Source organism: Pseudoalteromonas ruthenica (assembly GCF_008808095.1).
GTDB classification, from domain to species: domain Bacteria; phylum Pseudomonadota; class Gammaproteobacteria; order Enterobacterales; family Alteromonadaceae; genus Pseudoalteromonas; species Pseudoalteromonas ruthenica.
The window spans coordinates 3,243,001-3,269,379 of sequence record NZ_CP023396.1; the positions used below are offsets into that span (position 1 = coordinate 3,243,001).

27 protein-coding genes are annotated in these 26,379 nt (G+C 45.6%); 3 read left to right on the plus strand and 24 right to left on the minus strand.

Annotated features, from left to right (window positions below; all coding sequences use genetic code 11):
• The first annotated feature begins 79 nt into the window (after positions 1–79).
• From PRUTH_RS15250 to PRUTH_RS15260, 3 genes are all read left to right on the plus strand, one after another.
• Entirely contained in the window at positions 80–1,477 is a 1,398-nt protein-coding gene (locus tag PRUTH_RS15250; RefSeq protein WP_022944899.1) for a sigma-54-dependent transcriptional regulator, read from the plus strand.
• A 5-nt stretch (positions 1,478–1,482) separates the two neighbouring features.
• On the plus strand, positions 1,483–2,778 hold the full coding sequence (locus PRUTH_RS15255; protein ID WP_151173664.1) for a sensor histidine kinase: 1,296 nt from the start codon (positions 1,483–1,485) through the stop codon (positions 2,776–2,778).
• Between the two features lie 193 nt (positions 2,779–2,971).
• Complete coding sequence (locus PRUTH_RS15260; RefSeq protein WP_239385870.1) at positions 2,972–4,195, plus strand: LysM peptidoglycan-binding domain-containing protein; 1,224 nt, start codon at positions 2,972–2,974, stop codon at positions 4,193–4,195.
• On the opposite strand, the gene PRUTH_RS15265 is transcribed toward PRUTH_RS15260, so the two are convergent.
• The 24 genes from PRUTH_RS15265 to rpmH form a co-directional block, all read right to left on the minus strand.
• Positions 4,192–4,866: a hypothetical protein gene (locus PRUTH_RS15265; protein ID WP_151173666.1), complete on the minus strand. Its 675-nt coding sequence runs from the start codon at positions 4,864–4,866 to the stop codon at positions 4,192–4,194. The two genes, PRUTH_RS15260 and PRUTH_RS15265, sit on opposite strands and share 4 nt — an antisense overlap.
• Before the next feature lie 124 nt (positions 4,867–4,990).
• A complete protein-coding gene (locus PRUTH_RS15270) occupies positions 4,991–5,527 on the minus strand; it encodes a DUF1240 domain-containing protein (RefSeq protein ID WP_151173667.1) in 537 nt (178 codons plus the stop codon).
• 52 nt (positions 5,528–5,579) lie between these two features.
• Positions 5,580–6,119 (minus strand): DUF1240 domain-containing protein, encoded by a 540-nt coding sequence (locus PRUTH_RS15275; protein WP_151173668.1) that lies wholly within the window; start codon positions 6,117–6,119, stop codon positions 5,580–5,582.
• A 59-nt stretch (positions 6,120–6,178) separates the two neighbouring features.
• The gene (locus PRUTH_RS15280) at positions 6,179–6,718 is read right to left on the minus strand and encodes a DUF1240 domain-containing protein (RefSeq protein WP_151173669.1); all 540 of its coding nucleotides are present in this window, start codon (positions 6,716–6,718) and stop codon (positions 6,179–6,181) included.
• A gap of 528 nt (positions 6,719–7,246) precedes the next feature.
• The gene (gene glmU / locus PRUTH_RS15285) at positions 7,247–8,608 is read right to left on the minus strand and encodes a bifunctional UDP-N-acetylglucosamine diphosphorylase/glucosamine-1-phosphate N-acetyltransferase GlmU (RefSeq protein WP_045979459.1); all 1,362 of its coding nucleotides are present in this window, start codon (positions 8,606–8,608) and stop codon (positions 7,247–7,249) included.
• 227 nt (positions 8,609–8,835) lie between these two features.
• Positions 8,836–9,258 (minus strand): F0F1 ATP synthase subunit epsilon, encoded by a 423-nt coding sequence (locus PRUTH_RS15290; protein ID WP_022944891.1) that lies wholly within the window; start codon positions 9,256–9,258, stop codon positions 8,836–8,838.
• A gap of 13 nt (positions 9,259–9,271) precedes the next feature.
• Positions 9,272–10,657 (minus strand): F0F1 ATP synthase subunit beta, encoded by a 1,386-nt coding sequence (atpD, locus tag PRUTH_RS15295; RefSeq protein ID WP_022944890.1) that lies wholly within the window; start codon positions 10,655–10,657, stop codon positions 9,272–9,274.
• A 32-nt stretch (positions 10,658–10,689) separates the two neighbouring features.
• Complete coding sequence (atpG, locus tag PRUTH_RS15300) at positions 10,690–11,550, minus strand: F0F1 ATP synthase subunit gamma (protein ID WP_022944889.1); 861 nt, start codon at positions 11,548–11,550, stop codon at positions 10,690–10,692.
• 53 nt (positions 11,551–11,603) lie between these two features.
• Positions 11,604–13,145 (minus strand): F0F1 ATP synthase subunit alpha, encoded by a 1,542-nt coding sequence (atpA, locus tag PRUTH_RS15305; protein ID WP_151173670.1) that lies wholly within the window; start codon positions 13,143–13,145, stop codon positions 11,604–11,606.
• A gap of 14 nt (positions 13,146–13,159) precedes the next feature.
• Positions 13,160–13,693 (minus strand): F0F1 ATP synthase subunit delta, encoded by a 534-nt coding sequence (atpH, locus tag PRUTH_RS15310; protein ID WP_022944887.1) that lies wholly within the window; start codon positions 13,691–13,693, stop codon positions 13,160–13,162.
• A 16-nt stretch (positions 13,694–13,709) separates the two neighbouring features.
• On the minus strand, positions 13,710–14,180 hold the full coding sequence (gene atpF / locus PRUTH_RS15315; RefSeq protein ID WP_022944886.1) for a F0F1 ATP synthase subunit B: 471 nt from the start codon (positions 14,178–14,180) through the stop codon (positions 13,710–13,712).
• A 45-nt stretch (positions 14,181–14,225) separates the two neighbouring features.
• Positions 14,226–14,459, minus strand: coding sequence for a F0F1 ATP synthase subunit C (atpE, locus tag PRUTH_RS15320; RefSeq protein ID WP_022944885.1), 234 nt, complete (start codon positions 14,457–14,459; stop codon positions 14,226–14,228).
• Positions 14,460–14,516: 57 nt separating this feature from the next.
• Positions 14,517–15,374, minus strand: a complete 858-nt coding sequence (gene atpB, locus PRUTH_RS15325; protein ID WP_151173671.1) for a F0F1 ATP synthase subunit A — start codon at positions 15,372–15,374, stop codon at positions 14,517–14,519.
• 15 nt (positions 15,375–15,389) lie between these two features.
• Positions 15,390–15,770, minus strand: a complete 381-nt coding sequence (locus PRUTH_RS15330; RefSeq protein ID WP_045979460.1) for an ATP synthase subunit I — start codon at positions 15,768–15,770, stop codon at positions 15,390–15,392.
• 145 nt (positions 15,771–15,915) lie between these two features.
• Positions 15,916–16,836, minus strand: coding sequence for a ParB/RepB/Spo0J family partition protein (locus PRUTH_RS15335; RefSeq protein ID WP_045979461.1), 921 nt, complete (start codon positions 16,834–16,836; stop codon positions 15,916–15,918).
• A 20-nt stretch (positions 16,837–16,856) separates the two neighbouring features.
• Positions 16,857–17,642: a ParA family protein gene (locus tag PRUTH_RS15340; RefSeq protein WP_022944881.1), complete on the minus strand. Its 786-nt coding sequence runs from the start codon at positions 17,640–17,642 to the stop codon at positions 16,857–16,859.
• Positions 17,643–17,658: 16 nt separating this feature from the next.
• The gene (gene rsmG, locus PRUTH_RS15345) at positions 17,659–18,279 is read right to left on the minus strand and encodes a 16S rRNA (guanine(527)-N(7))-methyltransferase RsmG (protein WP_130146647.1); all 621 of its coding nucleotides are present in this window, start codon (positions 18,277–18,279) and stop codon (positions 17,659–17,661) included.
• Positions 18,280–18,294: 15 nt separating this feature from the next.
• The gene (mnmG, locus tag PRUTH_RS15350; RefSeq protein WP_151173672.1) at positions 18,295–20,184 is read right to left on the minus strand and encodes a tRNA uridine-5-carboxymethylaminomethyl(34) synthesis enzyme MnmG; all 1,890 of its coding nucleotides are present in this window, start codon (positions 20,182–20,184) and stop codon (positions 18,295–18,297) included.
• 410 nt (positions 20,185–20,594) lie between these two features.
• The gene (mioC, locus tag PRUTH_RS15355) at positions 20,595–21,032 is read right to left on the minus strand and encodes an FMN-binding protein MioC (protein ID WP_151173673.1); all 438 of its coding nucleotides are present in this window, start codon (positions 21,030–21,032) and stop codon (positions 20,595–20,597) included.
• A gap of 906 nt (positions 21,033–21,938) precedes the next feature.
• A complete protein-coding gene (gene mnmE / locus PRUTH_RS15360) occupies positions 21,939–23,303 on the minus strand; it encodes a tRNA uridine-5-carboxymethylaminomethyl(34) synthesis GTPase MnmE (RefSeq protein WP_022944876.1) in 1,365 nt (454 codons plus the stop codon).
• 105 nt (positions 23,304–23,408) lie between these two features.
• Positions 23,409–25,034, minus strand: coding sequence for a membrane protein insertase YidC (gene yidC / locus PRUTH_RS15365; RefSeq protein WP_022944875.1), 1,626 nt, complete (start codon positions 25,032–25,034; stop codon positions 23,409–23,411).
• A gap of 27 nt (positions 25,035–25,061) precedes the next feature.
• The gene (gene yidD, locus PRUTH_RS15370) at positions 25,062–25,313 is read right to left on the minus strand and encodes a membrane protein insertion efficiency factor YidD (protein WP_082079318.1); all 252 of its coding nucleotides are present in this window, start codon (positions 25,311–25,313) and stop codon (positions 25,062–25,064) included.
• Positions 25,314–25,406: 93 nt separating this feature from the next.
• Positions 25,407–25,832, minus strand: a complete 426-nt coding sequence (gene rnpA, locus PRUTH_RS15375) for a ribonuclease P protein component (protein WP_151173674.1) — start codon at positions 25,830–25,832, stop codon at positions 25,407–25,409.
• Between the two features lie 3 nt (positions 25,833–25,835).
• Entirely contained in the window at positions 25,836–25,970 is a 135-nt protein-coding gene (gene rpmH, locus PRUTH_RS15380; RefSeq protein WP_045980711.1) for a 50S ribosomal protein L34, read from the minus strand.
• Between the last annotated feature and the right edge of the window lie 409 nt (positions 25,971–26,379).

The window sequence follows — 26,379 nt, forward strand, 5'->3', positions numbered from 1 at the left end:
TCAATTCTTTACAGTGCCCATTTGTGGACAGGGAATGAATAACTGGGGTAGGCTAAAAAGAAAAAGCCAAGGCAGGGATATGAAACAGGCAGGCTCTATATTAGTGGTTGATGACAACCCCGATATTCTTATCGCCGCGCGTTTATTACTTAAACAGCATTATCAAAGCGTTAAAACCACAGACAACCCTTTTGATATAGAGGGTATCGTTAACGAGCAACAGCAGGCTGACCAGCCCATTGATGTGATTTTATTGGATATGAACTTTACCCAAGACTCCATCAGTGGCCAAGAGGGATTCTACTGGCTAAAAAAAATCGCCGCGCAAGACCCCACGATTGTGGTGCTGCTTATGACCGCGTACAGCGATATTCAACTGGCTGTAGATGCAATAAAGGCTGGAGCCGCAGATTTTATCGCCAAGCCATGGCAAAACGACCAGCTGTTAGCCAGTGTCGCTGCTGCTTTTAGCCACGCCAAAGACAAGCGCCAAGTGGGTCAGCTCAAGCGCCAAACCCAAGGCTTAAACGATGCATTAAATAGCAATAAGTTTGCCTTTTTAGGGCAAAGCGATGCGATGTTAAAAGTATTCGATACCATCGAACGAGCAGCCCAAACCGACGCCAATATTCTTATCACCGGTGAAAGTGGTACCGGTAAAGAGCTCACTGCCCATGCTATCCACCAGCAAAGCCTACGTCATAGCGGCCCCTTTATTAGCGTTGATATGGGAGCCATGAGCGCATCACTGATGGAGAGCGAATTATTTGGCCATAAAAAAGGCGCTTTCACCGATGCCAAAGAAGACCGCGTTGGCCGCTTCGAACTTGCTGGCGGTGGCAGTTTATTCTTGGATGAACTGGGTAATTTGCCGCTGGAGCAACAAGTGAAGCTGTTGGCAGCATTGCAAAATCGGCAAATCACGCCCATTGGCGGCAGCAAAACCATCGATGTCGACATTCGTTTAATCAGCGCCACCAATGATAATTTACATGAGGCAGTCGGCGAAGGCCGTTTTCGTCAAGATTTACTGTATCGAATCAATACCGTAGAAATCGCCCTGCCGCCGCTGCGCGAGCGTCATCAGGACATTCCTTTACTCGTTGACTACTACCTCAACCATTTTGGCCAAAAATACAAACGCGAACTTAGCGTTAGCAACTCCAGCATGCAGGCGTTAAGTAGCTATCAATGGCCAGGCAATGTACGCGAATTAGCGCATGCAATAGAACGAGCGGTGATCCTCTCTACCGGCACTGAGCTAGATATTGGCTCAGTTATTAGCGCACCGGCGACCACCGGTAGCGCAGCACCACAGCAAGGTGAGCAGTACGATACCTTCAACCTAGAAGAGCTGGAACATCGCGCAATTCGCGCTGCGCTCACTCACTTCCAAGGTAATGTGAGCCACGCCGCTAAAGCATTAGGGCTGACTCGTGGTGCCATGTATCGACGCTTAGAAAAATATGGGCTTTAACACTGATGTCTGCAAATACAAAACTGTCGTTATTGTTAGCTGGCGTTATACTCACGGCATTAGGCGCCCAATATAGTTGGTACAGCTTACAATTACCGGCGCTAACCACAGGCATGGTATTGGTCGCACTGGCCTGCATTTGCAGTATTTTAGTGCTGTTTAAACGCCAAAGCCGCCAAGCGCAATTAGCACTTAAAGCCCTAGCTAACGGGGATAGTAGCCTAGGGTTGCCTCGCAACCATCCTATGCGGGTACAGTATAACGAAGTTAAAGAGCAAATCTTGCAAGCCCGGTTGGCTGCGGAGCAACAAGCCCAGTTTATGCAAACCCTGCTAATCCATATCGATATGGCGGTGTTAGTGTTCGATGCGCAGGGCAATATTATTGAGCAAAACCCGGCTGTCGCAAGGCTGCTCGGGGCTCCCGTGAAAGATCTGCAATCGTTAGCTCAGCTCGGTGAGTTTATTAGTGAAGCACAAAGTCAGTGTCAATCAACCGCTCTATGGCAGCGAGGAGAACAGCAGGACACCTTGTCTATACAAATAAGCTTGGCCACCATCCAAGGGCAAGAGCTAAAAATTGTCACTTTGCAGTCGATTCATGAGCAATTACTACTGAAAGAACAACAAGCCTATAAGCGCTTAACGCGCGTTCTCACGCACGAAATTGCCAACTCGATTACCCCGCTGTCATCATTGGCACACACCTGCACCGGTCTGTTGCCACAAGGCCTGAGTTTTACCGATAGCGAAGATAAAGAAGACTTAGCACTCGCCTTACAAACCCTGCATAGCCGCACTGAAGGGTTAAGCGCCTTTATCGCACGTTTTCGATCCATCAGTAATCTGCCCAAGCCAGATCTCAAGGCGCAATCTCTTGCAGATGTGGTAACACGTTGTTGTGCCCTATTCAAAACAGACTTGGAGCAACAGCATATTGCTCTAAAGCTACAAACCCACAGCGACACTTTAGTGATGTGTGATGCCCAGCAAATTGAGCAGGTATTAATTAACCTGATCAAAAATGCCATAGAAGCGATGAGTGTGAACTGTGCAGACAAAACCTTGTCTATGGTTGTTGATAAAAATAACCAAGGGCAGTTATACATTGCCGTGTGTGATACCGGTGGTGGCATCAGTAAACAAGCTCAAGAAATGATGTTTGTGCCTTTTTTCACCACTAAACAGCAAGGTTCAGGGATAGGTTTAGCGCTAAGCAAACAAATTATGGTTAGCCATGGTGGCGACCTAACCTACCATGAACAACCCCAAGGGGCATGTTTACGCTGCGTCTTTGGCTAACGCCAATGGGCTCTGAGGGCGCAGTTAGCAAGCCTTCGCTTCAGCGGCCGCTCAGATTTAGCTCACCTTATGTTAAGGTGTCAACGCTAAGCTGATTCGCCGAAATGACCGAATTCAGTTTATAATTTAAGTAGCATTTATGTATCGAATTTCAGCGCTATTAGTTTTTTTGTTCCTCGCGGGTTGCCAGAGCATGAGCTCGAAGCCCCCTGTAAACAATGACATCGTAAAAACCGAGGCTCAGTCTCCAAGTGTAAGTGAAAAGGCGGTACCGCCGTCAGTGCAACCGAAACAGCCGCAACAAACGCCGCAACAAGTGGACGATGTATGGCAGCGTATCCGTATGCAATTGAGCTTTGCAGACTCGACTCACCCGGATGTGATGAAGCGCGTTGACTGGTATTTATCACATCCTAATTATATGGATGAAATAAGCCGTCGTGCCGAGCCTTACTTGTATCATATAGTGACAGAGGTAGAAGCGCGAAACCTGCCAATAGAATTAGCGCTAATGCCGCTGATTGAGAGTGACTTTGATGCCAGCGCCTACTCTCACAAGCATGCTAGCGGCCTATGGCAGTTAACGCCTTCGCTTGCTCAATACTTTGGCGTTAAAATCACGCCTTGGTACGACGGCCGTCAAGATGTATTCGACAGCACAGCGGCGGCGCTGGACTTTATTGAGTACCTGTATAAGCGTTTTGATGGCAACTGGTATCATACTATTGCTGCATACAATGTTGGCGAAGGTCGAGTGCGCAATGCTATTGCAGCCAATAAAAAAGCTGGGAAAAGCACGGACTTTTTCGCGCTCAAACTGCCCAAACAAACACGCAAATATGTGCCCAAACTGCTTGCTGCAGTGCATTTGCTAAAACATGAAAAAATGGACTTCCCAGCAATTGATAACAGCCCAGCCATTTCGCCTCTCCCCATCAAAGGCGCAGTTATTTTAGCCGATAAGTCGCAATGGCAAGATGTGCAAGACCTCAATCACGGCGTAATCCGCTTTCCTGCGATCATCGACGCTCCGCATTTAGTCGTACCCAAGGCTAAACAGCAACACTGGCAGCAAGCCATTGCCAAACAACAAAGTAGTGATTACAGCCAATGGCAGCATTACACCATTGCCAAGGGGGATAGTTTAAGTGTTATTGCCGAGCGTTATGCTCTTAGTGTTAAGCAGCTAAAGACGTTTAATAACCTTAGCTCCGATCGCATTCGCATTGGTGATAAGCTGATTTTACCGGTATTAGCCGATGAGCAAATCGAACATAAGGTCAGCTCGGGGGAGAGCTTATGGAAAATTGCCCGCCATTACCAAGTGAGCATTGCCAAATTAAAACAGTGGAACAACCTTTCAAGCAATATATTACAGGTTGGCGACACTCTCACCGTGTTTCTATCACGCAGTTAATCCTGCAACCATTTACTCATGGCCGCATCAAAGGCGGCCTGCTTTCTTTGTTTGAGATGCGGGCAAATGACTTCACCTGCGGGCATATCCGCTTGTGCCATCGGTGAAGAAGCATCCATGACAAAGCAGCGGCCATCTTGGCGTAATAGATAGTTACCCGTCACCTTGTCACCGGCGAGCACCTGCATCGCGCCTGTTGATTGCTGCACTGATGTGATATCTGGACCGGAGTAACGAGGAAGCTCATCAAGCTGTACCTTGCCCACCCCAGCTGATGACTGAGTTTTTGCAAACGCACGAGTGACGCGTTGCTCAAAGTGCGCATAAGGGTTTATTCTCACCGGGGGCTTGTCTGCTTTTTCAGCAGCAGCCGCTCGGCTTTTTAGAGCTTCACTGTGCTGATTAGCTTTTCCTTCACCTTCCTCTTTTTGAACGGGCGTGGCTGAGTGAGAGTCATTATTTACTGAGCGCTGCGGCTTAATCGGCTCTGGCTCATGCACGGGCTGCTCTATCTTATTTTCTGGCGGAGGCAAGCTAATCATCACCACCTGCATTGTTGCCGGTGGCTCTTCCTGATGCGCTCGCATTACCGCCGGAGTGGCAGTGCTCAACACAAACCCAAGAATTAGCATATGGCAAGTAATTGAAATGAGTAAGGCGCGTAAAAACATATCCCTATGCTACAAAAATAACATCACCTTATAAGGACTGCAGATACGACGATTTAGTTCATGGGGCTACGTAAAAATAGAACGAGCCGCATAGCGCGGCTTGCTTAACTGCTTTAAAACCTAACTACTTCAGGTTTTCAATAAGCTTATTGGCACGCAGTACAGTCTCACGCAAGCTGTTTTCCAATACGGCATCAACCTTGTCATTATGACAGATTTCAATATCTGTCACCCATGCGGTGACGAGGGGCTCTCCCCAAAATAGAGTAAAACTTGGGCAGGGCTGATAGCCATTGTGCGACGCCCATAGTGGCCAGATAAAATAATACGCCACAACCATAAAAATGGTTAACAGAAGTAGTATTGCTAAAGTCCATATCAGCCAATTTAAAGCTAAATTGACATGGTCATTTTCTAGCCATAATGCTTTTACAGAGTTTAATGCACCATATACAAAAAGAACGACACTAAACATCCAGCCTAAAACTAAACAAGATACAGCAGGTTCAAACATAATCAGGGCTAGACCGCTGGTTGGGTACGTAAAGTGTGTTGTCGTTATGTCAAACCCAGCAGCAAACATAAACCACGTTAGTCCAACAACGACTAATGACATACCTGCCAGGCAGTACAAATAGAAAGAATCAACTTCATGACGCATTTAGCTTTCCTATAAAAATTCAAAAAGTGGGCAAGTAACCTTTAATAAAGTGCTATTGATGCTGGCTTTCAATAAGCTCATTGGCACGCAGTACAGTCTCATGCAAGCTGTTTTCTAATACGGCATCAACCTTGTTATTATGACAGATTTCAATATCTGTCACCCATGCGGTGGCAAATGATTCATTATGCAACAGGGTGAAATCCGGACATGACTGATAACCACTATGCGATGCTCTGATAGGCCAGGCTACATAATTGGCACTCACAACAACGAGAATTAAGACAAAGAAAACCACTGAGGCCTGTCCTAATCTTTTTAATGCTAATTTAAGATGTTTATTGTCTTGCCATATTTCATTCATAGAGCCAAAAATACCTACTACAAAAGCGAATATGGTAATAGCCCAACTTATAGGTATGAGGGGGAATAGAGGTTCAAATACTACGAGTGACAAACCACTTGCTGGGTAATTAAATTGTACAGCTGATAGCTCAAACCCAAGCGCTAACATAAACCATGTCAGCGCAATAACGACGAATAAAAGAAATACCGTAGCGTACAAGTAAAAAGTATCCACATCCCTGCTCATTGTACTTTTCCTTCAAAAACACATTCAAAAAAGTGACTCAGCACACTTCTTATACAGCGCTACTGTTTTATATTTTCAATAAGCTTATTGGCGCGCAGGACGGTCTCATGCAAGTTGTTTTTTAATACAGCATCAACCTTGTCATTGTGACAGATTTCAATATCTGTCACCCACGCAGTAGTAACAGGCTCTGTAAAAAATAAGGTAAAACTAGGGCAGGGCTGATAACCATTGTGTGACGCCCATAATGGCCACAGTAAGTAATCAATAACTAGCACAGAAATAGTCAATATTAGTAATATTGGGAGTGTATTCCCAAGCCACTTTATAGCTATGTTGATATGTTTGTTGTCTAACCAAAGCTCCCGTATGGCCTTCAATAGACCAAATATAAAAACTATTACACTGATCACCCAGCCCAAAGCTAAACAAGACACAATGGGTTCAAACAAGATAAGGGCCAGACCGCTGGTTGGGTACGTAAAGTGTGTTGCCGTTATGTCAAACCCAGCAGCAAACATAAACCACGTTAGTCCAACAACGACTAGTGACATTCCTGCTAAACAGTACAAATAAAAAGAATCAACTTCCTTGCCCATCTTGCCTCTCCTGCAATACAACCAAACCCATAAATATTGAGTATGCTCTAGGTACTCAGCTAGTGTAACAGTGGGTATTAGGGGCTCGATTTATAACGAGTGACATTTCATTCACAGTGCCAGACAATTCGCCGCCATTGCTAAAAATTCAGATGATACGCAAGAATGTTTTATTCTTTTGCTCTACTTCATTACCCACTGAGTTACACGTTGAGCACTATTTATCTCTAAATGAGCCGTTAACTAATATTTAATTGGCCAACGAATGATATTCGAGTATTGGTAGGTTTTTGATGTAAGAATGGATCTAACATTTCGCGCTCCTTGCTAATGATTAATACTTAGATCTCTATCATAGGATCCCTTTGAGTAAGTTATCAGTTTTGAGGCATAAATAAAACGTATGTCGAAGTACTATAGAAGTACTATAGATATAGCAAGCTACACAAACCTAATAAGGATGGCTTTACACAGAACAAGCCGCATGGCGCGGCTTGTTTTATTATCACTTGGCAAGTGCTTAACAGCTTAGCTCTTTTTTGTAGGTCGTTGCCAGCCATCTAAATTACGTTGCTTGCCCCGCGCTACCGCCAGCTGCTTATCGCCCACATTAGTGGTCACGACTGAGCCGGCACCCACTGTGGCAGTGGCGCCAATTTCTACCGGAGCCACCAGCGAGGAGTTAGAGCCAATAAAGGCATGATCGCCGATAATAGTTTGCGACTTATTAACGCCATCGTAATTACAGGTGATTGTGCCGGCGCCTATATTCACCTTTTCGCCTATCTGTGCATCGCCCAAGTAGGTCAGGTGGTTTGCTTTTGAGCCCTTTCCTAGACGGGACTTTTTCATTTCCACAAAATTGCCGATATGAGAGTCTTCTTCCATAACTGCCCCGGGGCGTAGGCGCGCATATGGGCCTAAGGTGCACTTCGCAGCGACACTGGCATCTTCAATCAAGGTATTAGCCTTGATCACCACACCATCACCAATTTTGCAGTCTTTTAATACGCAGTTCGGGCCGATAACAACATCGTCGCCGAGTTCTACCTGACCTTCAAAGATGACATTAACATCAATGTGTACATCCTGACCTGTGGTCACTGTGCCACGTACATCGATGCGGGCCGGGTCGGCTAGACTCGCACCGTTGATCATCAACTGTTCGGCTTGCCAACCTTGATAGGCACGCTCTAACTGAGCGAGCTGTACGCGATTGTTAGCGCCTTCTACTTCCATAGGGTGCGATGGTTGGCTTGAACTGATTTCAACGCCTTCTGAATGGGCCATAGCGACAATATCAGTAAGGTAGTATTCGCCTTGAGCATTACTGTTCGATAGATTGCCCAACCACTTTTTCAACAACCCGCCATGACAGGCCATGATACCGGTATTAATTTCGGTAATTTTCAGTTGCTCTTCATTGGCATCTTTTTGCTCGACAATGCCCACCAGTTTGCCATTATCGCGCAGCATACGCCCATAGCCATTAGGGTCGGCCAAATCCACGGTAAGCACCGCTAGGCCACGCTCAGGAGTAGCTTTTAATAACCCTTCTAAGGTTTCTTGCTTGGTCAGTGGTACGTCGCCATATAAGATTAGTACTCTATCGTCATCACCAATATGTTCTTTGGCTACAGCCACAGCATGGCCCGTGCCTAGCTGCTGCTCTTGTAGCACCCAATTGACCTCATTATGACCGAGTTGTTGTTTAAGCAACTCGCCACCATGGCCATAAACTAGGTTGGTGCTGGTGGCCCCTAAGGCCTTAGCATTATCAATGACGTGTTGAACCATCGGCTTGCCAGCAACCGGATGCAGCACCTTAGGCAACTTAGAACGCATGCGTGTACCTTTACCCGCAGCTAAAATTACAGTCGTTAAATTCATTCTAATATCCTTTTTTCGCGACGTGACAGCGCACACTCAGCTCACGCTTTAAGTTGGCACATCCTGTGTCCGAACACAGCTGGCTAAAAAGCCGCCAGCGATGTTCTGGTATGGCTATCGACAATACCAACCATTGTATCTGCAACAGTGTGAACATAGAAAGAACAGACATAAAAAAACCCGCGCTTAAAGCGCGGGTTTTTGCAAACCTATGAGGTTGGAAGCGTTTAGCTGTTACGCAATTGACGAATAACACGAAGCTGCGCAAGCGCCTCTTCGAGTTGGATCGCAGCTTTATGGTAATCAAGCTCGCCACTGCCAGCTTTATCCATTTGCTCTTGCGCTTCACGCTTAGCCTGCTCTGCCGCTTGTTCGTCAAGCTCTTCAGCTCGTACAGCGGTATCTGCAAGGACAGTTACATTATGAGGTTGTACCTCTAATGTACCGCCAGCAACATAGATGATTTCTTCACCACCTAGTTGCTTTACTAAACGGACCATTCCAGGTTTGAGGGCAGTTAGTAGCGGTGCGTGGCCAGGCATAATACCAAGCTCACCTTCACTACCTGTCACTTGAAGTGATTCTACGCGGCCAGAGAAAATCATCTCTTCAGCGCTTACAACATCAAGATGTACGGTCATAGCTGCCATACTCCCCTCCTAGTTACATGCTTTTCGCTTTTTCAACAGCTTCTTCGATTGAACCTACCATGTAGAACGCTTGCTCTGGTAGCTCATCGTATTCGCCGTCAAGAATGCCTTTAAAGCCTGCGATAGTGTCTTTCAATGAAACGTATTTACCTGGCGCACCTGTAAATACCTCAGCAACGAAGAACGGCTGAGATAGGAAACGCTGGATCTTACGTGCACGTGATACTACTTGCTTATCTTCGTCAGACAGCTCGTCCATACCTAGGATGGCGATGATGTCTTTCAGCTCTTTATAACGCTGTAGTACGGTTTGAACGCCACGCGCGATGTCGTAGTGCTCTTGACCGATAACAAGCGGGTCTAGCTGACGTGAAGATGAGTCAAGTGGGTCAACCGCTGGGTAGATACCTAGTGACGCGATGTCACGAGATAGTACAACTGTTGCATCCAAGTGCGCGAACGTCGTTGCTGGTGACGGGTCAGTCAAGTCATCCGCTGGTACGTATACCGCTTGGATTGAAGTGATTGAACCGGTTTTAGTTGACGCGATACGCTCCTGTAGTACACCCATCTCTTCAGCAAGTGTAGGCTGATAACCTACCGCTGATGGCATACGACCTAGTAGTGCTGATACTTCAGTACCGGCTAGGGTATAACGATAGATGTTATCTACGAAGAATAGTACGTCACGACCTTCGTCACGGAACTTCTCAGCCATAGTTAGACCAGTCAATGCAACACGTAGACGGTTACCTGGTGGCTCGTTCATCTGACCATATACTAGCGATACTTTATCGAGTACGTTTGAGTCGTTCATTTCGTGATAGAAGTCATTACCCTCACGCGTACGCTCACCAACACCAGCGAATACTGAGAAGCCGCTGTGCTCGATTGCGATGTTACGGATAAGCTCCATCATGTTTACGGTTTTACCTACACCGGCACCACCGAATAGACCAACTTTACCACCTTTAGCGAATGGACATACAAGGTCGATTACCTTGATACCAGTCTCTAAAAGTTCAACTGAGTTGCTCTGCTCTTCGTATGAAGGTGCAGCTCGGTGGATAGACATACGGTCTTCTTCACCGATTGGGCCAGCTTCATCAATTGGGTTACCCAATACGTCCATGATACGACCTAGGGTCTTAGTACCAACTGGAACCATGATTGGCTCGCCAGTATTCTCTACTGCTGTACTACGACGTAGACCGTCAGTAGTACCTAGTGCGATAGCACGTACCACACCGCCACCTAGCTGCTGTTGCACTTCTAGTGTCAAACCTGCTAGGTCGCCTTCTGTAATTTTTAGTGCGTCATATACGGCTGGCACGTTGTCTTGTGGAAACTCGATGTCCACAACGGCGCCGATAATTTGGACGACCTTACCTAAACTCATGTCAATTCCTCTCGTTAAACTTTGCCGAAGCGTTAAACCGCTGCCGAACCGCTCACAATCTCACTGATCTCTTGTGTGATTGCTGCTTGACGCGCTTTGTTGTACTGCAATTGCAACTGATCCATCAGGTCGCCGGCATTATCAGTTGCAGCTTTCATTGCAACCATACGGGCGGCCTGCTCAGAGGCAGCATTCTCAACCACACCTTGATAAACTTGTGACTCAATGAAACGCACCAACAGAGTTTCCAAAATGGCCTCTGGTGTTGGCTCGTATAAGTAGTCCCAAGCGTGGGCTGATACTTCTTCTTCAGCTTTTGGCAAAGGTAATAACTGATCGATTACTGGCTCTTGCTTCATGGTATTAACGAAATGGTTATATACCACGAACAAACGGTCAATTTTGCCTTCAGCGAACTCATCGAGCATCACTTTCACAGGACCAATTACGTCCTGAACTGAAGGGGCATCTCCAAGGCCTGCCTTTTTCGCGGCAAGCTGACCACCAAAGCTTTGGAAGAACCCAGCAGCTTTGCTGCCTAGGGTTGCGTAAGTAGCGTCAACGCCCTTTTCTTTCCAAGCCTTTACGTCTTGTGAGACTTTCTTGAACTCATTAGTGTTCAAGCCGCCACACAGACCACGGTCTGTAGAGATAACAATATAACCAACTCGCTTTACATCACGCTCTTCTAAATAAGCGTGACTAAAGTCAAGATTCGCTTGAGCAATACGACCGATCACTTTGCGTAAGTTCTCAGCGTATGGACGGCTAGAAGCAACACGCTCCTGTGCGCGCTTCATTTTTGAAGCGGCAACCATTTCCATTGCGCTGGTGATCTTCTGAGTATTTTTAATACTCCCGATCTTGCTTTTAATCTCTTTTCCGCTGGCCATGACTCTCTCTCCGAATCTCGGTGAGCGCAATGCACTCACCTTAGATAACTAAATTACCAAGTTTGCGTTGACTTGAACTTCTCAAGAAGTTCTTTCAACTGTGCTTCAATCTCGGCGTTGTAGTTACCAGTTTCATTGATTTGCGCCATTAGCTCTGCGTACTCGCTTTTAGCGAAGCCGATTAGGCTTGCTTCGAAGTCCATGATTTTGCTTACTTCGATGTCAGCAAGGAAGCCTTTTTCAGCAGCGAAAAGTGATAGAGACATTTCCGCAACAGACATTGGCGTGTACTGTTTCTGCTTCATTAGCTCGGTTACGCGCTCACCATGCTCAAGTTGAGCACGTGTTGCTTCGTCAAGGTCAGAAGCGAACTGCGAGAACGCCGCAAGTTCACGATACTGAGCAAGCGCTAGACGGATACCACCACCTAGTTTCTTAACGATCTTAGTTTGCGCAGCACCACCTACACGCGATACAGAAATACCGGCGTTAACAGCAGGACGAATACCTGAGTTAAACAAGTCAGTTTCCAAGAAGATCTGACCATCGGTGATTGAAATCACGTTGGTTGGTACGAAGGCAGAAACGTCACCACCTTGAGTTTCAATGATTGGCAATGCCGTCAATGAACCTGTTTGACCTTTCACTTCACCATTGGTGAACTTCTCAACGTAGTCAGCATTTACACGTGCTGCACGCTCTAGAAGACGTGAGTGAAGGTAGAAAACGTCACCTGGGTATGCTTCACGGCCCGGTGGACGCTTAAGTAGAAGTGAAATCTGACGATACGCTACCGCTTGCTTAGACAGGTCATCGTATACGATAAGCGCGTCTTCACCACGGTCACGGAAGAATTCACCCATAGTACAACCAGCAAACGGTGCTAGGTACTGTAGGGCTACAGATTCAGAAGCCGATGCAACAACAACAATCGTGTTTTCTAGGGCACCGTGCTCTTCTAATTTACGTACTACGTTAGCAATAGTCGATGCTTTTTGACCAACCGCTACATACACACACTTAATGCCTGTGTCTTTTTGGTTGATGATAGCGTCGATTGCTAATGCAGTTTTACCAGTTTGACGGTCACCGATAACCAATTCACGTTGGCCGCGACCAACTGGAATCATGGCATCGATAGACTTATAACCAGTTTGAACTGGCTCATCTACTGATTGACGGTCGATTACACCTGGGGCGATTTTTTCGATTGGCTCGAAACCTTCGCTGTCCAGTGCACCTTTACCATCGATAGGCTGACCTAGGGTGTTTACTACACGACCTAGAAGACCATTACCGACTGGTACTTCAAGAATACGACCTGTTGATTTAACTTTTACGCCTTCTTTAAGGTCAGCGTAAGGACCCATTACTACTGCACCTACTGAGTCACGCTCAAGGTTCAATGCGATAGCATAACGGTTGCCAGGAAGCTCGATCATCTCACCTTGCATACAGTCAGCTAGACCGTGGATGCGGATGATACCGTCAGTAACAGATACGATAGTACCTTCGTTACGTGCTTCACTTACAACTTCAAACTGCTCAATGCGTTGCTTGATCAGCGCAGAAATTTCTGTGGAATTAAGTTGCATGCTCTTTTTCCCAATTACGATTGTAGTGTGGCCGCTAAGCGGTCAACTTGGCCGCGTATAGACCCGTCGATTACGGTGTCACCGGCACGAATTACCAACCCGCCAACGACGGAGGCATCAACACTACAATTCAGCTTAACTTTGCGTGCGAAACGTTGTTCAAGTGCCGCGCCTAGTTTCTCTTGCTGCGCTGCAGCAAGCTCCGTTGCAGAAATCACTGTGACTTCGATTTCTTTGTCGAACTCAGCCTTAAACTCGGCAAATAGTTCGGCAACGTCAGGCAGGGCGGCTAAACGTTCATTTTCGGCCATTAGCTTGATAAGATTTTGACCCTGTTCGTTGAGTTGGTCAGCACAAACCTTGATGATTACATCGGCTTGGTCAGACACAGACGGCAGGCTGCCAATGACTGCATTAACCTGCTCATCGCTGGCCACTTGGCCAGCGAAGTGCAGCATTTCATGCCATTGGGCAACCGCGTTTTTCTCAACGGCAAGCTCAAAAGCCGCTTTAGCGTATGGGCGAGCGATGGTAGTCAATTCAGACATGCTCATACCCTCCTAGTTACAGCTCTGCGACAAGTTTTTCAACGATGTCGCTGTGTGCGGCTTGGTCGATCTCGCGCTCAAGAATACGCTCAGCACCGACTACTGCTAGAGTAGCAACTTGCTTACGTAAATCTTCTTTCACGCGGTTACGCTCTGCTTCAATCTCAGAGTGACCTTGAGCTATGATGTTTTCACGCTCTTGCTGACCACGAGTTGTCTCTTCGTCAACAATAAGCGAGGCACGCTTTTTAGCTTGCTCGATGATTTCAGCAGCTTGAGCTTTCGCTTCTTTTAACTGTTCCGTGGCTTTTTGACGAGCCAGTTCCAAGTCTTTCTCAGCTTTATCAGAAGCAGCTAAACCATCTTCAATTTTCTTTTGGCGAGCTTCAATCGCACTATTTAGCGGTGGCCATACGTACTTCATACAGAACAGCACGAACACCGTAAATGCGATTAATTCACCGATAAGAGTGGCGTTAATATTCACGACCGCTCCTCCTTATTGACAGTTGTTCTAAGAGCTACTAGTGAATTAAAGTGCGAACAACATGTACATAGAGATACCAACACCGATCATAGCTACGGCATCGATAAGACCAGCAAGGATGAACATTTTAACCTGTAGTGAAGGTGCAAGCTCAGGCTGACGCGCACACGCTTCTAGGAATTTACCACCCATGTTACCGAAACCAACTGCAGTACCGATTGCACCGAAGCCGATAAGTAGAGCAACAGCGATATACTTAAGACCTAATACTAGTTCCATTTTTTTCTCCAAAGTTTTTAAAGTAAATTAAAAAATAAAAGTTAATAAATCAGTTTATTAGTGGTTGTCTGAGCTAGCCATGCTTAGATAAACAATGGTCAGCATCATAAATACGAATGCCTGTAGTACGATAACCAAGATGTGGAATACCGCCCATACAAAGTGCAGTGGTAACTGCATTAAACCCACAGCGCCGATAAGGATGAAGATCATCTCACCTGCATACAGGTTACCGAATAAACGCAGTGCCAATGAAAACGGCTTAGCAATCAATGAAATTAGCTCTAACAGCAAGTTACATGGAATTAAGAACACCATTGCTAGTTTGTTCTTAGTGCTAAACGGGTGCAGCGTTAACTCAGCAAGGAAACCACCGATGCCTTTAATGCGAATTGAGTAACCAATCATTAGCAAGAATACGCCAATGGCAAGACCTGCAGTCATGTTCAAGTCTGTGGTTGGTACGATTTTCATGTATACGTCATGAGAGTCCATACCAAATGCTGTTTCGCCCACCCAGCCTGCAAATGCAGGAAGGAAATCAACCGGGATCAAATCCATAAGGTTCATTAGGAATACCCAAACGAAAATCGTTAAGGCAAGGGGGGCAATTAACTTACTTTTACCGTGGTAAGTGTCGCGTACGTTGTCACCAACAAACTCAACAATCATCTCAATGAAACATTGAAACTTACCAGGTACACCTGTGTGTGCTTTTTTAGCGGCGCCACGGAAGATCCATAAGAATATAAGACCTAATCCGATTGACCATGCGAGGGTATCTACATGCCATGTCCAGAAGCCACTGTCCACACATGCTTTGTTGAACTCAATACCGGCATCGGTTGAGCACATCTTTGCATTGGTCAAGTGGTGCTGAATATGGCTCGATAGAGTCACTTCTTCTGCAGCCATGTTTTATCCCAAAAGTTAATGATTAAAAAAAATCGGTGCTATCCACTGTGTGGCAAATATCAGCACATAAGCGCTAAAAAAGGGTACTGGAAGCAATAAAAAATGTTTAAAAGCCAGTACGAACATACACACAGTGAGCAAAAACTTTAACGCCTTTCCTCGTTTCAACGAGCTTAGGACTTGTTCTGATTTGCTTGCGCCCATATATCTAAATGCATAAGCGGCAAATACAAAATTAGGGAGTACAACAGTCAAGCCTCCAAGCCATGCTGAGAGACCGGCTTCTACTCCCCAACCTACTAAAACTATTACTGCAGCGATTGTTGCTACGACACCCTGAAAAAGAACGCCCTTAAATGCGGCGCGGCGATACGGGCCTGCTAACCTTTGCGTCACTTTTTATTAACCTTAATAACGTTAAATTTTATTAGGGTGTGAAAACTGGCGAAATTATACTTGTTTTTGGCTGATTTGCAACTTGAGTCAGTGCGATTTGGGGGAATTTCACCCCCGCGAAACGGGGGTGAGAGCGCCTTAGCGACTAATCTTTAAACTGTGGGTCAATACGGTGAAGAATTCCGTCTAACTCTTCGAGATTTGTATAAGAAATCACCAACTTACCTTTACCTTTTTGGTTGTAGTTAATTTCTACCTTAGCGCCGAGATTATCTTCGAGCTTTTGCTCTAACTGTATGACATCTGGATCTTTTTCTTTCTTCTGCGGCTTTTCTACGGGCTCCAGAATAGAACGCACGAGTTTTTCGGTTTCACGCACGGTTAGCGCTTTAGCTACGGCAGTGCGTGCCGCTTCAGACTGCAACTCACCACTTAACGCTAATAAACACCGAGCATGACCCATTTCAATATCGCCATGCTCTAACATGATTTTAACATCATCGTTAAGGTTATTGAGTCGTAATAAGTTAGTGACAGTGGTGCGCGATTTGCCAACGGCATCAGCCACTTGCTGGTGCGTTAACTCAAATTCATCAATCAGTCGACCTAAAGCGATGGCTTCTTCCATAGCATTTAAATCTTCACGTTGAATGTTTTCAATCAACGCAATAGCAACTGCTGCTTCATCCGGAACTGCCTTGATAAGGCAAGGCACCACATCAAGTTTAGCTAACTGAGCGGCGCGCCAACGGCGTTCACCGGCGATGATTTCATAGCTGTCAGGTGCAACTTGGCGCACGACGATGGGCTGAATAATACCTTGTGCACGAATGGAGGAAGCAAGTTCTTCTAACGCTTCCTCCGACATATCTTTTCGCGGCTGATACTTTCCAGGACGTAAAAATTCGATCGCTAACTTTTGCAACTCACCACTTTGCGCATTCGCTTGCGCTTGTGAGTGTTCTTCAACAGGTGCATCTGCGCTTGGCGCTGGGCCAGGAGCTGGCTTAGATGACGTCAGTAGGGCGTCTAGACCCCGTCCTAATCCACGTTTTTTAGCAGACATTGGTTGGCTTACCTCTACGTTTAGGCGACTGCAGGTGTTTGTTTTTCTTTTCTGCGCAGTATTTCACCGGCCAAGGCAAGGTAGGCTTTGGCGCCTGCAGAGGCTCGGTCATAATACATGGCCGGCGCACCAAAGCTAGGGGCTTCTGCGAGACGAACATTGCGCGGAATAACGGTTCGGTAGACCTTATCGCCAAAGTGCTGTTTCAATTGCTCAGAAACATCATTGGCAAGGCGGTTGCGCGGATCGTACATGGTTCGCAAGATGCCTTCAATCTGTAATTTAGGGTTCACTAACTGCGCCAATTGCTCGATGGTTCCCATCAGCGCTGTAATTCCCTCAAGGGCATAGTACTCACACTGCATAGGCACGAGTACCGAATCAGCGGCGGCCATGGCATTAACGGTCAGCATATTCAGTGAAGGTGGGCAATCGATGAAGATATAATCATATTGCTCCAGAATTTTCTCCAACGCGTTGCGCAGGCGCACTTCGCGTGCGAATAATTCCATAAGCTTAACTTCAGCGGCAGTCACATCGCCATTGGCAGCAATTAAATGATACTCACCCGAGGTTTGCTGGATGACAACGTCATCAAAAGGTTGCTCTTCAATGAGTAAGTCATAAATAGTGGCGACATCATCGTACTTATCAACGCCGCTACCCATGGTCGCATTGCCTTGAGGATCGAGATCGATAAGTAAAACTTTACGCTTGGTCGCAGCCATAGAGGCCGCCAAATTCACGGCTGTGGTGGTTTTACCCACGCCTCCTTTTTGGTTTGCAATTGCAATGACTTTAGCCACGGTGATCCTCTGCCAATTAAGCTTTTTTTAGAATTATAAGATGACGTTCGCCCTGAAGCTCTGGAACTGATAACTCAATGTCCTGGGTAAACGAAAATCCAGCAGGGAGGTTGGCAAGTTCCTGCTCAGGATATTGGCCTTTCAAAGCTATAAAACGTCCATCTTGATCAATTAAATGCGCGCACCAATGCAACATATCATCAATAGAGGCAAAGGCACGAGAAAGCACTCCATCTAATTTAACACTTGGCTGATAATCTTCAACTCGACTCTGTACGGCGGTTACATTTTTTAGGCCAAGCTCATGTTTTACTTGCTTAAGAAAAGTCACACGCTTGCCAAGGCTATCCAGTAGTACAAATTCGGTGTCGGGTAGGGCAATGGCTAACACCATACCCGGTAAACCTGGGCCGGTGCCAACATCAATGTAATGTTTACCCTCTAAATGTTCAGCTACCACCAAACTATCCATAATATGCTTTACCAGCATCTCATTAGGGTCGCGAACAGACGTTAAATTGTATGCTTTGTTCCACTTGTTTAATAAAGCAACATAGGCGAGCAACTGATTAATTTGTTGCTCGCTTAGAGAGATATTGGCTGCGGCCAATAACTGCGTAAATTTTTTTTCTAACATGGATGTGTTATGTGGTTACGCTGATTTGCGTAACATGCCCTGCTTTTTCAGATACACCAATAATAGCGAAATCGCCGCTGGAGTAATACCAGAAATACGCGATGCTTGGCCAATGGTGTCCGGGCGAGCTTCGCTCAGCTTGGCAACAACCTCATTTGATAAGCCAGATACTTGGCTGTAATCAAACTCCGTTGGCAAAATAGTTTGCTCATGGCGCAACTGCTTTGCGATCTCGTCTTGTTGGCGAGCAATGTAACCAGCATACTTTGTTTGAATCGCTACCTGTTCAAGTGCTTGCTGGTTGTCTGACTCACTCGCTAAACCTTCGATAGCGGTAAGATCGCGATAATTGATCTCAGGGCGACGGATCAACTCTTCTAAACTGGCTTCACGGGTCATCGGTGATTTTAATAACGCGTTCACTGCGTCCTGTGCTGGGTGATCTTTATGGATCCAAGTGGAACGAATACGTTGTGTTTCTTGTTCCATCACTTCTAATTTTTCATTAAATGCAGCCCAACGCTGGTCATCGACCAAACCCAGTTCTCGGCCTTTCTCGGTAAGGCGCAAGTCAGCATTATCTTCGCGAAGTAGTAATCGGTATTCGGCACGTGAAGTAAACATGCGATAGGGCTCTTTGGTACCTAGCGTGGCTAAGTCATCAATTAATACCCCTGTGTATGCTTCATCACGGCGTGGAGTCCAAGCTTCTTTGCCTTGTACTTGCAACGCGGCATTCATACCTGCAATAAGCCCTTGTGCTCCGGCTTCTTCATAGCCTGTGGTGCCGTTTATTTGCCCAGCAAAGAAAAGCCCTTGAATAAACTTCGTTTCTAATGACGGCTTAAGATCCCGAGGGTCGAAAAAGTCATACTCAATGGCATAACCAGGGCGACAGATGTGGGCTTGCTCAAATCCAGCGATGCTGTTGACTATTTGCATCTGCACGTCAAATGGCAAACTCGTGGAGATACCATTTGGGTATAGCTCATAAGAGGTTAACCCTTCTGGTTCAACAAAGATCTGGTGCTTATCTTTATCGGCAAAACGAACTATTTTATCTTCAATCGATGGGCAGTAACGCGGACCGATCCCCTCAATCACGCCTGAATACATAGGCGATCGGTGCAGATTGTCATTGATAATCTCGTGCGTTTTGTCGTTTGTGTAGGTGATATAACAAGGGATCTGCTGCGGATGATCTTCCACCTTACCCATAAACGAAAACACAGGTGTGGGCGTATCGCCAGGTTGTGTTTGCATTTTGCTGAAGTCGACGGTGCGAGCATCAATTCGTGGAGGCGTACCTGTTTTTAGACGATCAACGCGAAAAGGTAATTCACGCAAGCGCTGTGCTAACGCAATTGAAGGCGGATCCCCAGCGCGGCCACCTTTAAAGTTTTCTAAGCCAATATGGATTTGGCCACCTAAAAAGGTTCCTACGGTAAGTACCACGGATGGCGCACTGAACTTCAATCCCATCTGGGTAACAACACCTGTAACTTTGTCACCCTCTACAATCAGATCATCACAGGATTGCTGGAAGATCTTTAAGTTTTCTTGGCGCTGCAGAATCGCTTGTATTTCCGCTTTGTACAACGCTCTATCAGCTTGGGCACGAGTTGCACGTACAGCAGGGCCCTTCGATGAGTTTAATGTTCGAAATTGGATCCCGCCTTTGTCGATCGCTTTTGCCATGGCACCGCCAAGAGCATCGATCTCTTTCACCAAATGGCCTTTGCCGATCCCACCGATTGCAGGGTTGCATGACATTTGCCCTAAGGTGTCCATATTATGCGTTAGCAATAGCGTATTCATGCCCATTCGTGCAGAGGCCAAAGCGGCTTCTGTACCAGCGTGACCGCCGCCAACGACAATGACATCAAAGTGCTCATGAAAAATCATTTAATGCTTCCTACAACCAGTGAAATATTAAGAGGAGGCGTATTCTACCTAGAAATTAGCTTAAGGGAAATGGTTAAATAATGTTCACCCAAGGTAAAGAGATCTTATATATAAAAGGATCTTTTAAAGAGATCTTTTATTGATCTTACTATTAGGATCCTACTTTTCTGTTGATAACCCTATAAAACGTATGATTAACAACAAATTAAGCGATCTAAGTTATTGTGAGTATGATCGGATCTAGTAGGGGAGAACATCTGATCAAAAAGCCCTTTTATACACAGGCAAGATTCGCTTCGATCTTATCAAGTGTATAGTCATGGTTAAGATCGCAAGATACCAAGCTTTTATCCACATACCGATCGAAAAAACAATAAATATGTGCATAACTTTTTAGTAAGATCGTTTTCTTACAAGTGTTTTAATAGTTCTGGTAACCACCGTTCAGCCGTATCTTCAGGTAGATCTTCGCTAAGAACATCTATCTCCAAGCGAGGTAAGAGTGGCTGAGCTTGTTTTGATAGCAACAACTGCTCGATGTTTTTGGCTGCATAGTTATAGGTATCGTAACTAGAATCTCCTATGCCAATGATCGCAAAGCGAATATTGTCGAGATTAGTGAGGCCATTGAGATCTTCAACAAAAGGCTGCAAATTATCAGGATAGTCGCCAGCGCCATGGGTTGATGTGCAAATCAACCACGCAGCCTCCATTTTCATATCCTTAAGATCAGGTTGCTCATGTAAAGTACAGCTTATGCCTTGATCTTCCATTAAGTCACTTAACTGTTCGGCCACATATTCAGTGCCGCCCATTTGACTACCAATAATAATTTCGAGCTGGCTCATTGTTACTACGCCTAAATGTTGTTGCGCTCATGATACCTGATCTGTGGTTAGGCTCAATTGATCTTAATCCCTGTGTGTAATTCTGAACACCAATAGCTGTTTGAAATGAATATATAGTGATGATAAATATAGAGTTTTTTATTTTTAAAACTGTTGATAAAAAGTCGATAAGCTTAGGTTAAAAAGCCATACCCGTTCATCATAACTGGGTAATTTCACGCTATTTTCTACTGATAAAGAAAAATTGCATGGGTGTGTATGCTTTGCTTGTGGATAATGATCAATGGAGATAATCTCGGCGTATTTTTGGATCTATAAAACCCATTTAATAGATCCAATACTTCTATAAATTTTCTATTTATTGGCTTCATGTCTTTTGTGAGTGCCCGTATTTTTGGATCTGATGCCCTTAATGTGCCAAGTCTCCAGCCTCAAATGCTTTGTTAATGTTAAAACGCATGAATGACTGCTACCCAAACTAGCTATGTCTGACTGATCTTTTCACTGTTAATCACGTTTTTTGGTGCAGATAGGCATGTCAGTTTTTAATTGATCGCTATAAAAATTGCTTAGTAACGAGTCGCTGGTAGCTAATATTCACACAAAATAGCGCCGATATTTGTCGCAAATATGCATCATCACTATTGTTGTTGCTGTGGGCACCTAGCATCGGTGAGATCTTATTTAACGCTAGTTTAGCGTTGTTTTATGCCAATAAATTAGGGAGTGACGAGCTCACTTATGTGTTCGTTTTGCCCTGATAGCTGTCATTTTTGGATTGAGTTGTTGACTATTAGGTGAGCCGAGCTTTGTTTTGCTGATGATGAGCGTGTTTTGGAGTGTTGAGTTACAGAGAGGGAGCTGAAAAAAGCCCACACAAAGATGGGCTCGCTAGACTTTATTAATCTATTTACCGATACAAAAGGAGCTGAAGATCTTGCCGAGCAGATCGTCAGAGGTGAATTCGCCGGTGATCTCGCTTAAATACTGCTGGGTTAAACGCAGCTCTTCTGCCAAGATCTCCCCGGCAACATGGGCTTCAAGTTGCTCTTGACCGGTATACAAGTGCTGCTGCGCTCGCTCTAATGCATCTAAATGACGGCGGCGAGCCATAAAGCTGCCTTCTTGGGTGCCCTCAAAGCCAATGCATGATTTAAGGTGCTCTCGCACATGGTCAATGCCTTGTGCTTGTTTGGCGCTGAGGCGAATGACCGGATGAGTAGGGTGGTCGTCAAACCCCGGTTGCTCGCCACTGAGATCGACCTTATTCCTGATCACGGTAATGCCCATATTGGCGGGCAGCTTAGCGGTAAACTCTGGCCAAATTTGCTCTGGAGTGGTGGCATCCGTCTCCGTGGCATCAACCATAAACAGCACACGATCGGCTTGGTTGATTTCTTCCCAAGCGCGTTCTATTCCTATTTGCTCGACCTTATCTGGGCTTTCACGTAGTCCTGCGGTATCAATAATATGCAAAGGCATCCCATCGATATGGATATGCTCTTTTAATACATCACGAGTGGTGCCTGCGATATCGGTGACAATGGCGGCATCACGCCCAGCAAGGGCGTTAAGCAAGCTTGATTTACCGGCATTAGGGCGACCAGCAATGACCACGCGCATACCATCACGAATAATGCTGCCTTGCTTCGCTTGTTTGCTAACTGCCGCGACCTTATCGAGAATGGCTTGCAAGTCGTTGCCAACCTTACCATCACTAAGAAAATCGATTTCTTCATCAGGGAAGTCAATGGCCGCTTCCACATACATGCGCAAGTGAATAACTTGCTCCACCAGCTCTTCAATATGTTTTGAAAACTCGCCTTGTAGTGAGTGCAGGGCACTTTTAGCCGCTTGTTCTGAGGTTGCATTAATTAAATCGGCAATTGCTTCGGCTTGGGTTAAATCAAGCTTATCATTGAGAAAAGCACGCTCCGAGAATTCACCGGGCTTGGCCAAGCGTACGCCCTCAAGTTGGCTAATCTCTTTTAACAACATGTCGAGAATCACAGGGCCGCCATGGCCTTGTAGTTCTAGCACGTCTTCGCCGGTGAAAGAATGTGGGCCTTGAAAGAACAGCGCTATGCCCTGGTCTAATTGTTGTTGCTGCAGGTCATTAAAAGGCAGGTATTCGGCGTAGCGGGTACGTGGGCAGCGTCCTAAAATGCGCTCTGCGACCAGCTTTGCATGGCTGCCAGAAACACGAATAATACCCACACCACCACGACCTGGCGCGGTGGCTTGAGCAACGATTGTATCTTGTGAAAGCATAGAATTACTCGATAAAGCCTGAATGGATGTATTGTAACCTAATGTTGTTATAAACAATAAAAAAGCGGCTCTTAGGCCGCTTTTTTTAGCTTCAATAGCGGGTTATTAACCGCGTACTTTCATGCCTTTTTTCTCCATACCGCGATAAATAATCAGCATTTGCGCAATGGAGATAAGGTTAGACACGAGCCAGTATAGAACCAGACCTGATGGGAACCATAAGAAGAAAACCGAGAAGATTACTGGCATCCAGGTCATCATCTTTTGTTGCATCGGGTCGGTAACCGTCATTGGCTGTAGTTTCTGCATCAAGAACATACTCGCACCGAACAAGATAGGCAGTACGTAGTAAGGGTCTTTTGATGACAGGTCAGTTAGCCATAGGCCGAACTCAGCATGACGTAGTTCTGGCGATTCTAGGAATACATAGAACAGCGCCAAGAAGATAGGCATTTGCAGTAACAGCGGGAAACAGCCACCCATCGGGTTTACTTTTTCCTTCTTGTACATTTCCATCATGGCCTGACCGAACTTCTGGCGGTCATCACCGTAGCGCTCTTTCAGTGCTTGCATTTTCGGTTGCAGGGCACGCATCTTCGCCATAGAGGTGTACTGCGCTTTCGTTAATGGGAAGAGTAATGACTTCACGACAATAGTGATGGCGATAATAGCCAGACCCCAGTTACCTAAGAAGCTGTAAAGGAACTTAAGTAGGGTGAGCAATGGTTGTGAAATAAACCACAGCCAGCCATAGTCAACAGCCAAATCAAGGTTAGGGTGAATGGCTTCAAGGGCATCAGTGTCTTTAGGGCCCATATAGTAAGTGGCGCTGATGTCTGCGGTGCTATTGGCTGCCACTGTAATTGGCTCTGATTTTACACCAATTTGCGCAACTGAAGGCGTGATAAGGCGCATATAGACGGTGTTTTGTTGCTCTTGGTTTGGTACCCAGGCACTGACAAAGTAGTGCTGAAGAAAAGCGATATAGCCGCCTTGGGTGGTTTTATTTAATTGTTTGTCTTCAATATCAGAGAACGAGTATTTTTCATAATTTATCTCGTCTGTACCGTAAGCACCACCAAGGTAGCTTTGATCAATTAAACTGCCTTTTTCTTGCACTGTACGCTTAACTTGTGCAAACAACTGCACTTGCAGTGGCGCTGCGGTGGTATTTTCTACGTTGTAGTCCATCGCTACATCGTACTGACCCTGTTTAAAGGTGTAAGTTTTAGTAAAGCGAACGCCTTGTTCATCAACGAAAGTCAGTGGCACCGTTAAGGTATCGCCATTGAGAGTATATTGTAGCTTCTCAGAGTCATACACTGGACGTTCGGCCTGCGCATCAGGACCATTTAAACCAATTAAGCCACTTTGTGAGAAGTACTGATTGCCATCAAACTCCCCCAATAATAGGTAAGGAGTATCGCTGCCATGGGTTTCAGCGTGCTTAAGCAACTTAGTTTCGATGATGTCACCGCCCAAGGTATCAATTTTTACGGCAAATACATCGGTAGTCACTTCGATAATTTTACGGTCCACAGCAGTGGCAGTAAGGGAATTATCAACGTCTGATTGCGGTACATCTGACTGACCGGCCTGCTGGCTTTGCGTCTTTTGTTGCGTTTGGGCACTAGGCTGCTGCGGTTGGTTGTAGTCATTATTCCACTCTTGGAATAATAAAAACGACACCAACAACAGGCCGATTATTAAAAACGTGCGTTGCGATTCCATAACAGCTCTTATTTCTCGTCGTTTAGATTAATGATGGTTACGTTTGCTGGGTACGGGGTCATCCCCACCAGCATGTAAAGGATGGCATTTTACTATTCGTTTCGTTGCCAACCAACTGCCTTTTATTGCTCCGTGCATTTTTATAGCTTGCAGAGCATACGAAGAGCAGCTCGGATTAAAGCGACAACTGGGCCCAAGTAGGGGACTTATCCACTTTTGATAACCTCTAATTACAATAATGAGGCTGTGTTTTGGTATAGCCAAAATATGGGCGATCATAGGTAAGCCTCAGTACTGAGCAGAGTGATTGTGAATACTCAGTGAGTGTCGATTAAAAGGTGAGCTAAAGATACCTGAAAAAGACGCTAAATTCTATGATTGCTGGCGCTTTTGCTGCCCATTAGGACGCTTTTTGCCATGATGTCTGGGTGGTGGCTTGTATCCTGGTTTACAGCGCTCATTGATTTTTCGCCATAACTTATCAAGTTCAGCACGAATCTCGGCATTAGAACGCTCGTCAATACCGCGCTTAACCATAAGCACAATATCAATGTTATCTAACTGATGTTGATTGAGACGAAAACTCTCACGGGCGATACGCTTAATGCGGTTACGTTGGTTGGCTTGCTTCACATTTTTTTTAGCTACGGTTAAACCAATGCGAGGATTATCTAAGTCGTTTGGTTTAGCTAGTAATGTGAATAGGGCGGTTGCTGCCCGAGCGGGCTCGTTAAAAATGCGGGAATAATGCGAGGGAGTTAACAGTCGTAACTCCCTGCCAAAGCGAAAGTCTTCCACTAATTAAGCAGAAAGTACTTTGCGGCCTTTAGCACGACGACGTGCTAGCACTTTACGGCCATTTGCTGACGCCATGCGAGCACGGAAACCGTGAGTACGCTTGCGCTTAAGTACGCTAGGTTGAAAAGTTCTTTTCATAACAATTCCATCCGATCGGTTAAGGTTTAAATTAACTGTGTGGGTCGCGATCCTCACACAGACGCAGACACTGCACAAAGCCAAGTGATTTACACCGGACAATAAGCGGTGCCTTAGCGAGCGCGGAATTCTATAGATAGTCTTGGTCAAAGTCAATGAAAATAACAGTGCTATAGGAGTAGGGGAGCGAAAAAATTGTGCTCAGATCGGCAAGCGATCCTAAAAAGATCGGTGATTAATTGAAGTTTTCCACAGGCTCTGTTTAAAAAGTGCATAAATCCACTTAATAACCTTAATTGATCTTAAAAATTGAATACGATCAAACCCTAATTAATGGTCTGCCTAACTTCTATTTTTAAAATTTATATTAAATAAAAACAATATCTTATGTAAATTTTGCGCAGGGAGC

Coding starts and splice junctions, on each gene's coding strand:
- PRUTH_RS15250 (WP_022944899.1), top strand. CDS start 80: ATGAAACAGGCAGGCTCTATATTAGTGGTTGATGACAACCCCGATATT.
- PRUTH_RS15255 (WP_151173664.1), top strand. CDS start 1,483: ATGTCTGCAAATACAAAACTGTCGTTATTGTTAGCTGGCGTTATACTC.
- PRUTH_RS15260 (WP_239385870.1), top strand. CDS start 2,972: ATGAGCTCGAAGCCCCCTGTAAACAATGACATCGTAAAAACCGAGGCT.
- PRUTH_RS15265 (WP_151173666.1), bottom strand. CDS start 4,866: ATGTTTTTACGCGCCTTACTCATTTCAATTACTTGCCATATGCTAATT.
- PRUTH_RS15270 (WP_151173667.1), bottom strand. CDS start 5,527: ATGCGTCATGAAGTTGATTCTTTCTATTTGTACTGCCTGGCAGGTATG.
- PRUTH_RS15275 (WP_151173668.1), bottom strand. CDS start 6,119: ATGAGCAGGGATGTGGATACTTTTTACTTGTACGCTACGGTATTTCTT.
- PRUTH_RS15280 (WP_151173669.1), bottom strand. CDS start 6,718: ATGGGCAAGGAAGTTGATTCTTTTTATTTGTACTGTTTAGCAGGAATG.
- glmU (WP_045979459.1), bottom strand. CDS start 8,608: ATGAATTTAACGACTGTAATTTTAGCTGCGGGTAAAGGTACACGCATG.
- PRUTH_RS15290 (WP_022944891.1), bottom strand. CDS start 9,258: ATGGCAGCTATGACCGTACATCTTGATGTTGTAAGCGCTGAAGAGATG.
- atpD (WP_022944890.1), bottom strand. CDS start 10,657: ATGAGTTTAGGTAAGGTCGTCCAAATTATCGGCGCCGTTGTGGACATC.
- atpG (WP_022944889.1), bottom strand. CDS start 11,550: ATGGCCAGCGGAAAAGAGATTAAAAGCAAGATCGGGAGTATTAAAAAT.
- atpA (WP_151173670.1), bottom strand. CDS start 13,145: ATGCAACTTAATTCCACAGAAATTTCTGCGCTGATCAAGCAACGCATT.
- atpH (WP_022944887.1), bottom strand. CDS start 13,693: ATGTCTGAATTGACTACCATCGCTCGCCCATACGCTAAAGCGGCTTTT.
- atpE (WP_022944885.1), bottom strand. CDS start 14,459: ATGGAACTAGTATTAGGTCTTAAGTATATCGCTGTTGCTCTACTTATC.
- atpB (WP_151173671.1), bottom strand. CDS start 15,374: ATGGCTGCAGAAGAAGTGACTCTATCGAGCCATATTCAGCACCACTTG.
- PRUTH_RS15335 (WP_045979461.1), bottom strand. CDS start 16,836: ATGTCTGCTAAAAAACGTGGATTAGGACGGGGTCTAGACGCCCTACTG.
- rsmG (WP_130146647.1), bottom strand. CDS start 18,279: ATGTTAGAAAAAAAATTTACGCAGTTATTGGCCGCAGCCAATATCTCT.
- mnmG (WP_151173672.1), bottom strand. CDS start 20,184: ATGATTTTTCATGAGCACTTTGATGTCATTGTCGTTGGCGGCGGTCAC.
- mioC (WP_151173673.1), bottom strand. CDS start 21,032: ATGAGCCAGCTCGAAATTATTATTGGTAGTCAAATGGGCGGCACTGAA.
- mnmE (WP_022944876.1), bottom strand. CDS start 23,303: ATGCTTTCACAAGATACAATCGTTGCTCAAGCCACCGCGCCAGGTCGT.
- yidC (WP_022944875.1), bottom strand. CDS start 25,034: ATGGAATCGCAACGCACGTTTTTAATAATCGGCCTGTTGTTGGTGTCG.
- yidD (WP_082079318.1), bottom strand. CDS start 25,313: ATGATCGCCCATATTTTGGCTATACCAAAACACAGCCTCATTATTGTA.
- rpmH (WP_045980711.1), bottom strand. CDS start 25,970: ATGAAAAGAACTTTTCAACCTAGCGTACTTAAGCGCAAGCGTACTCAC.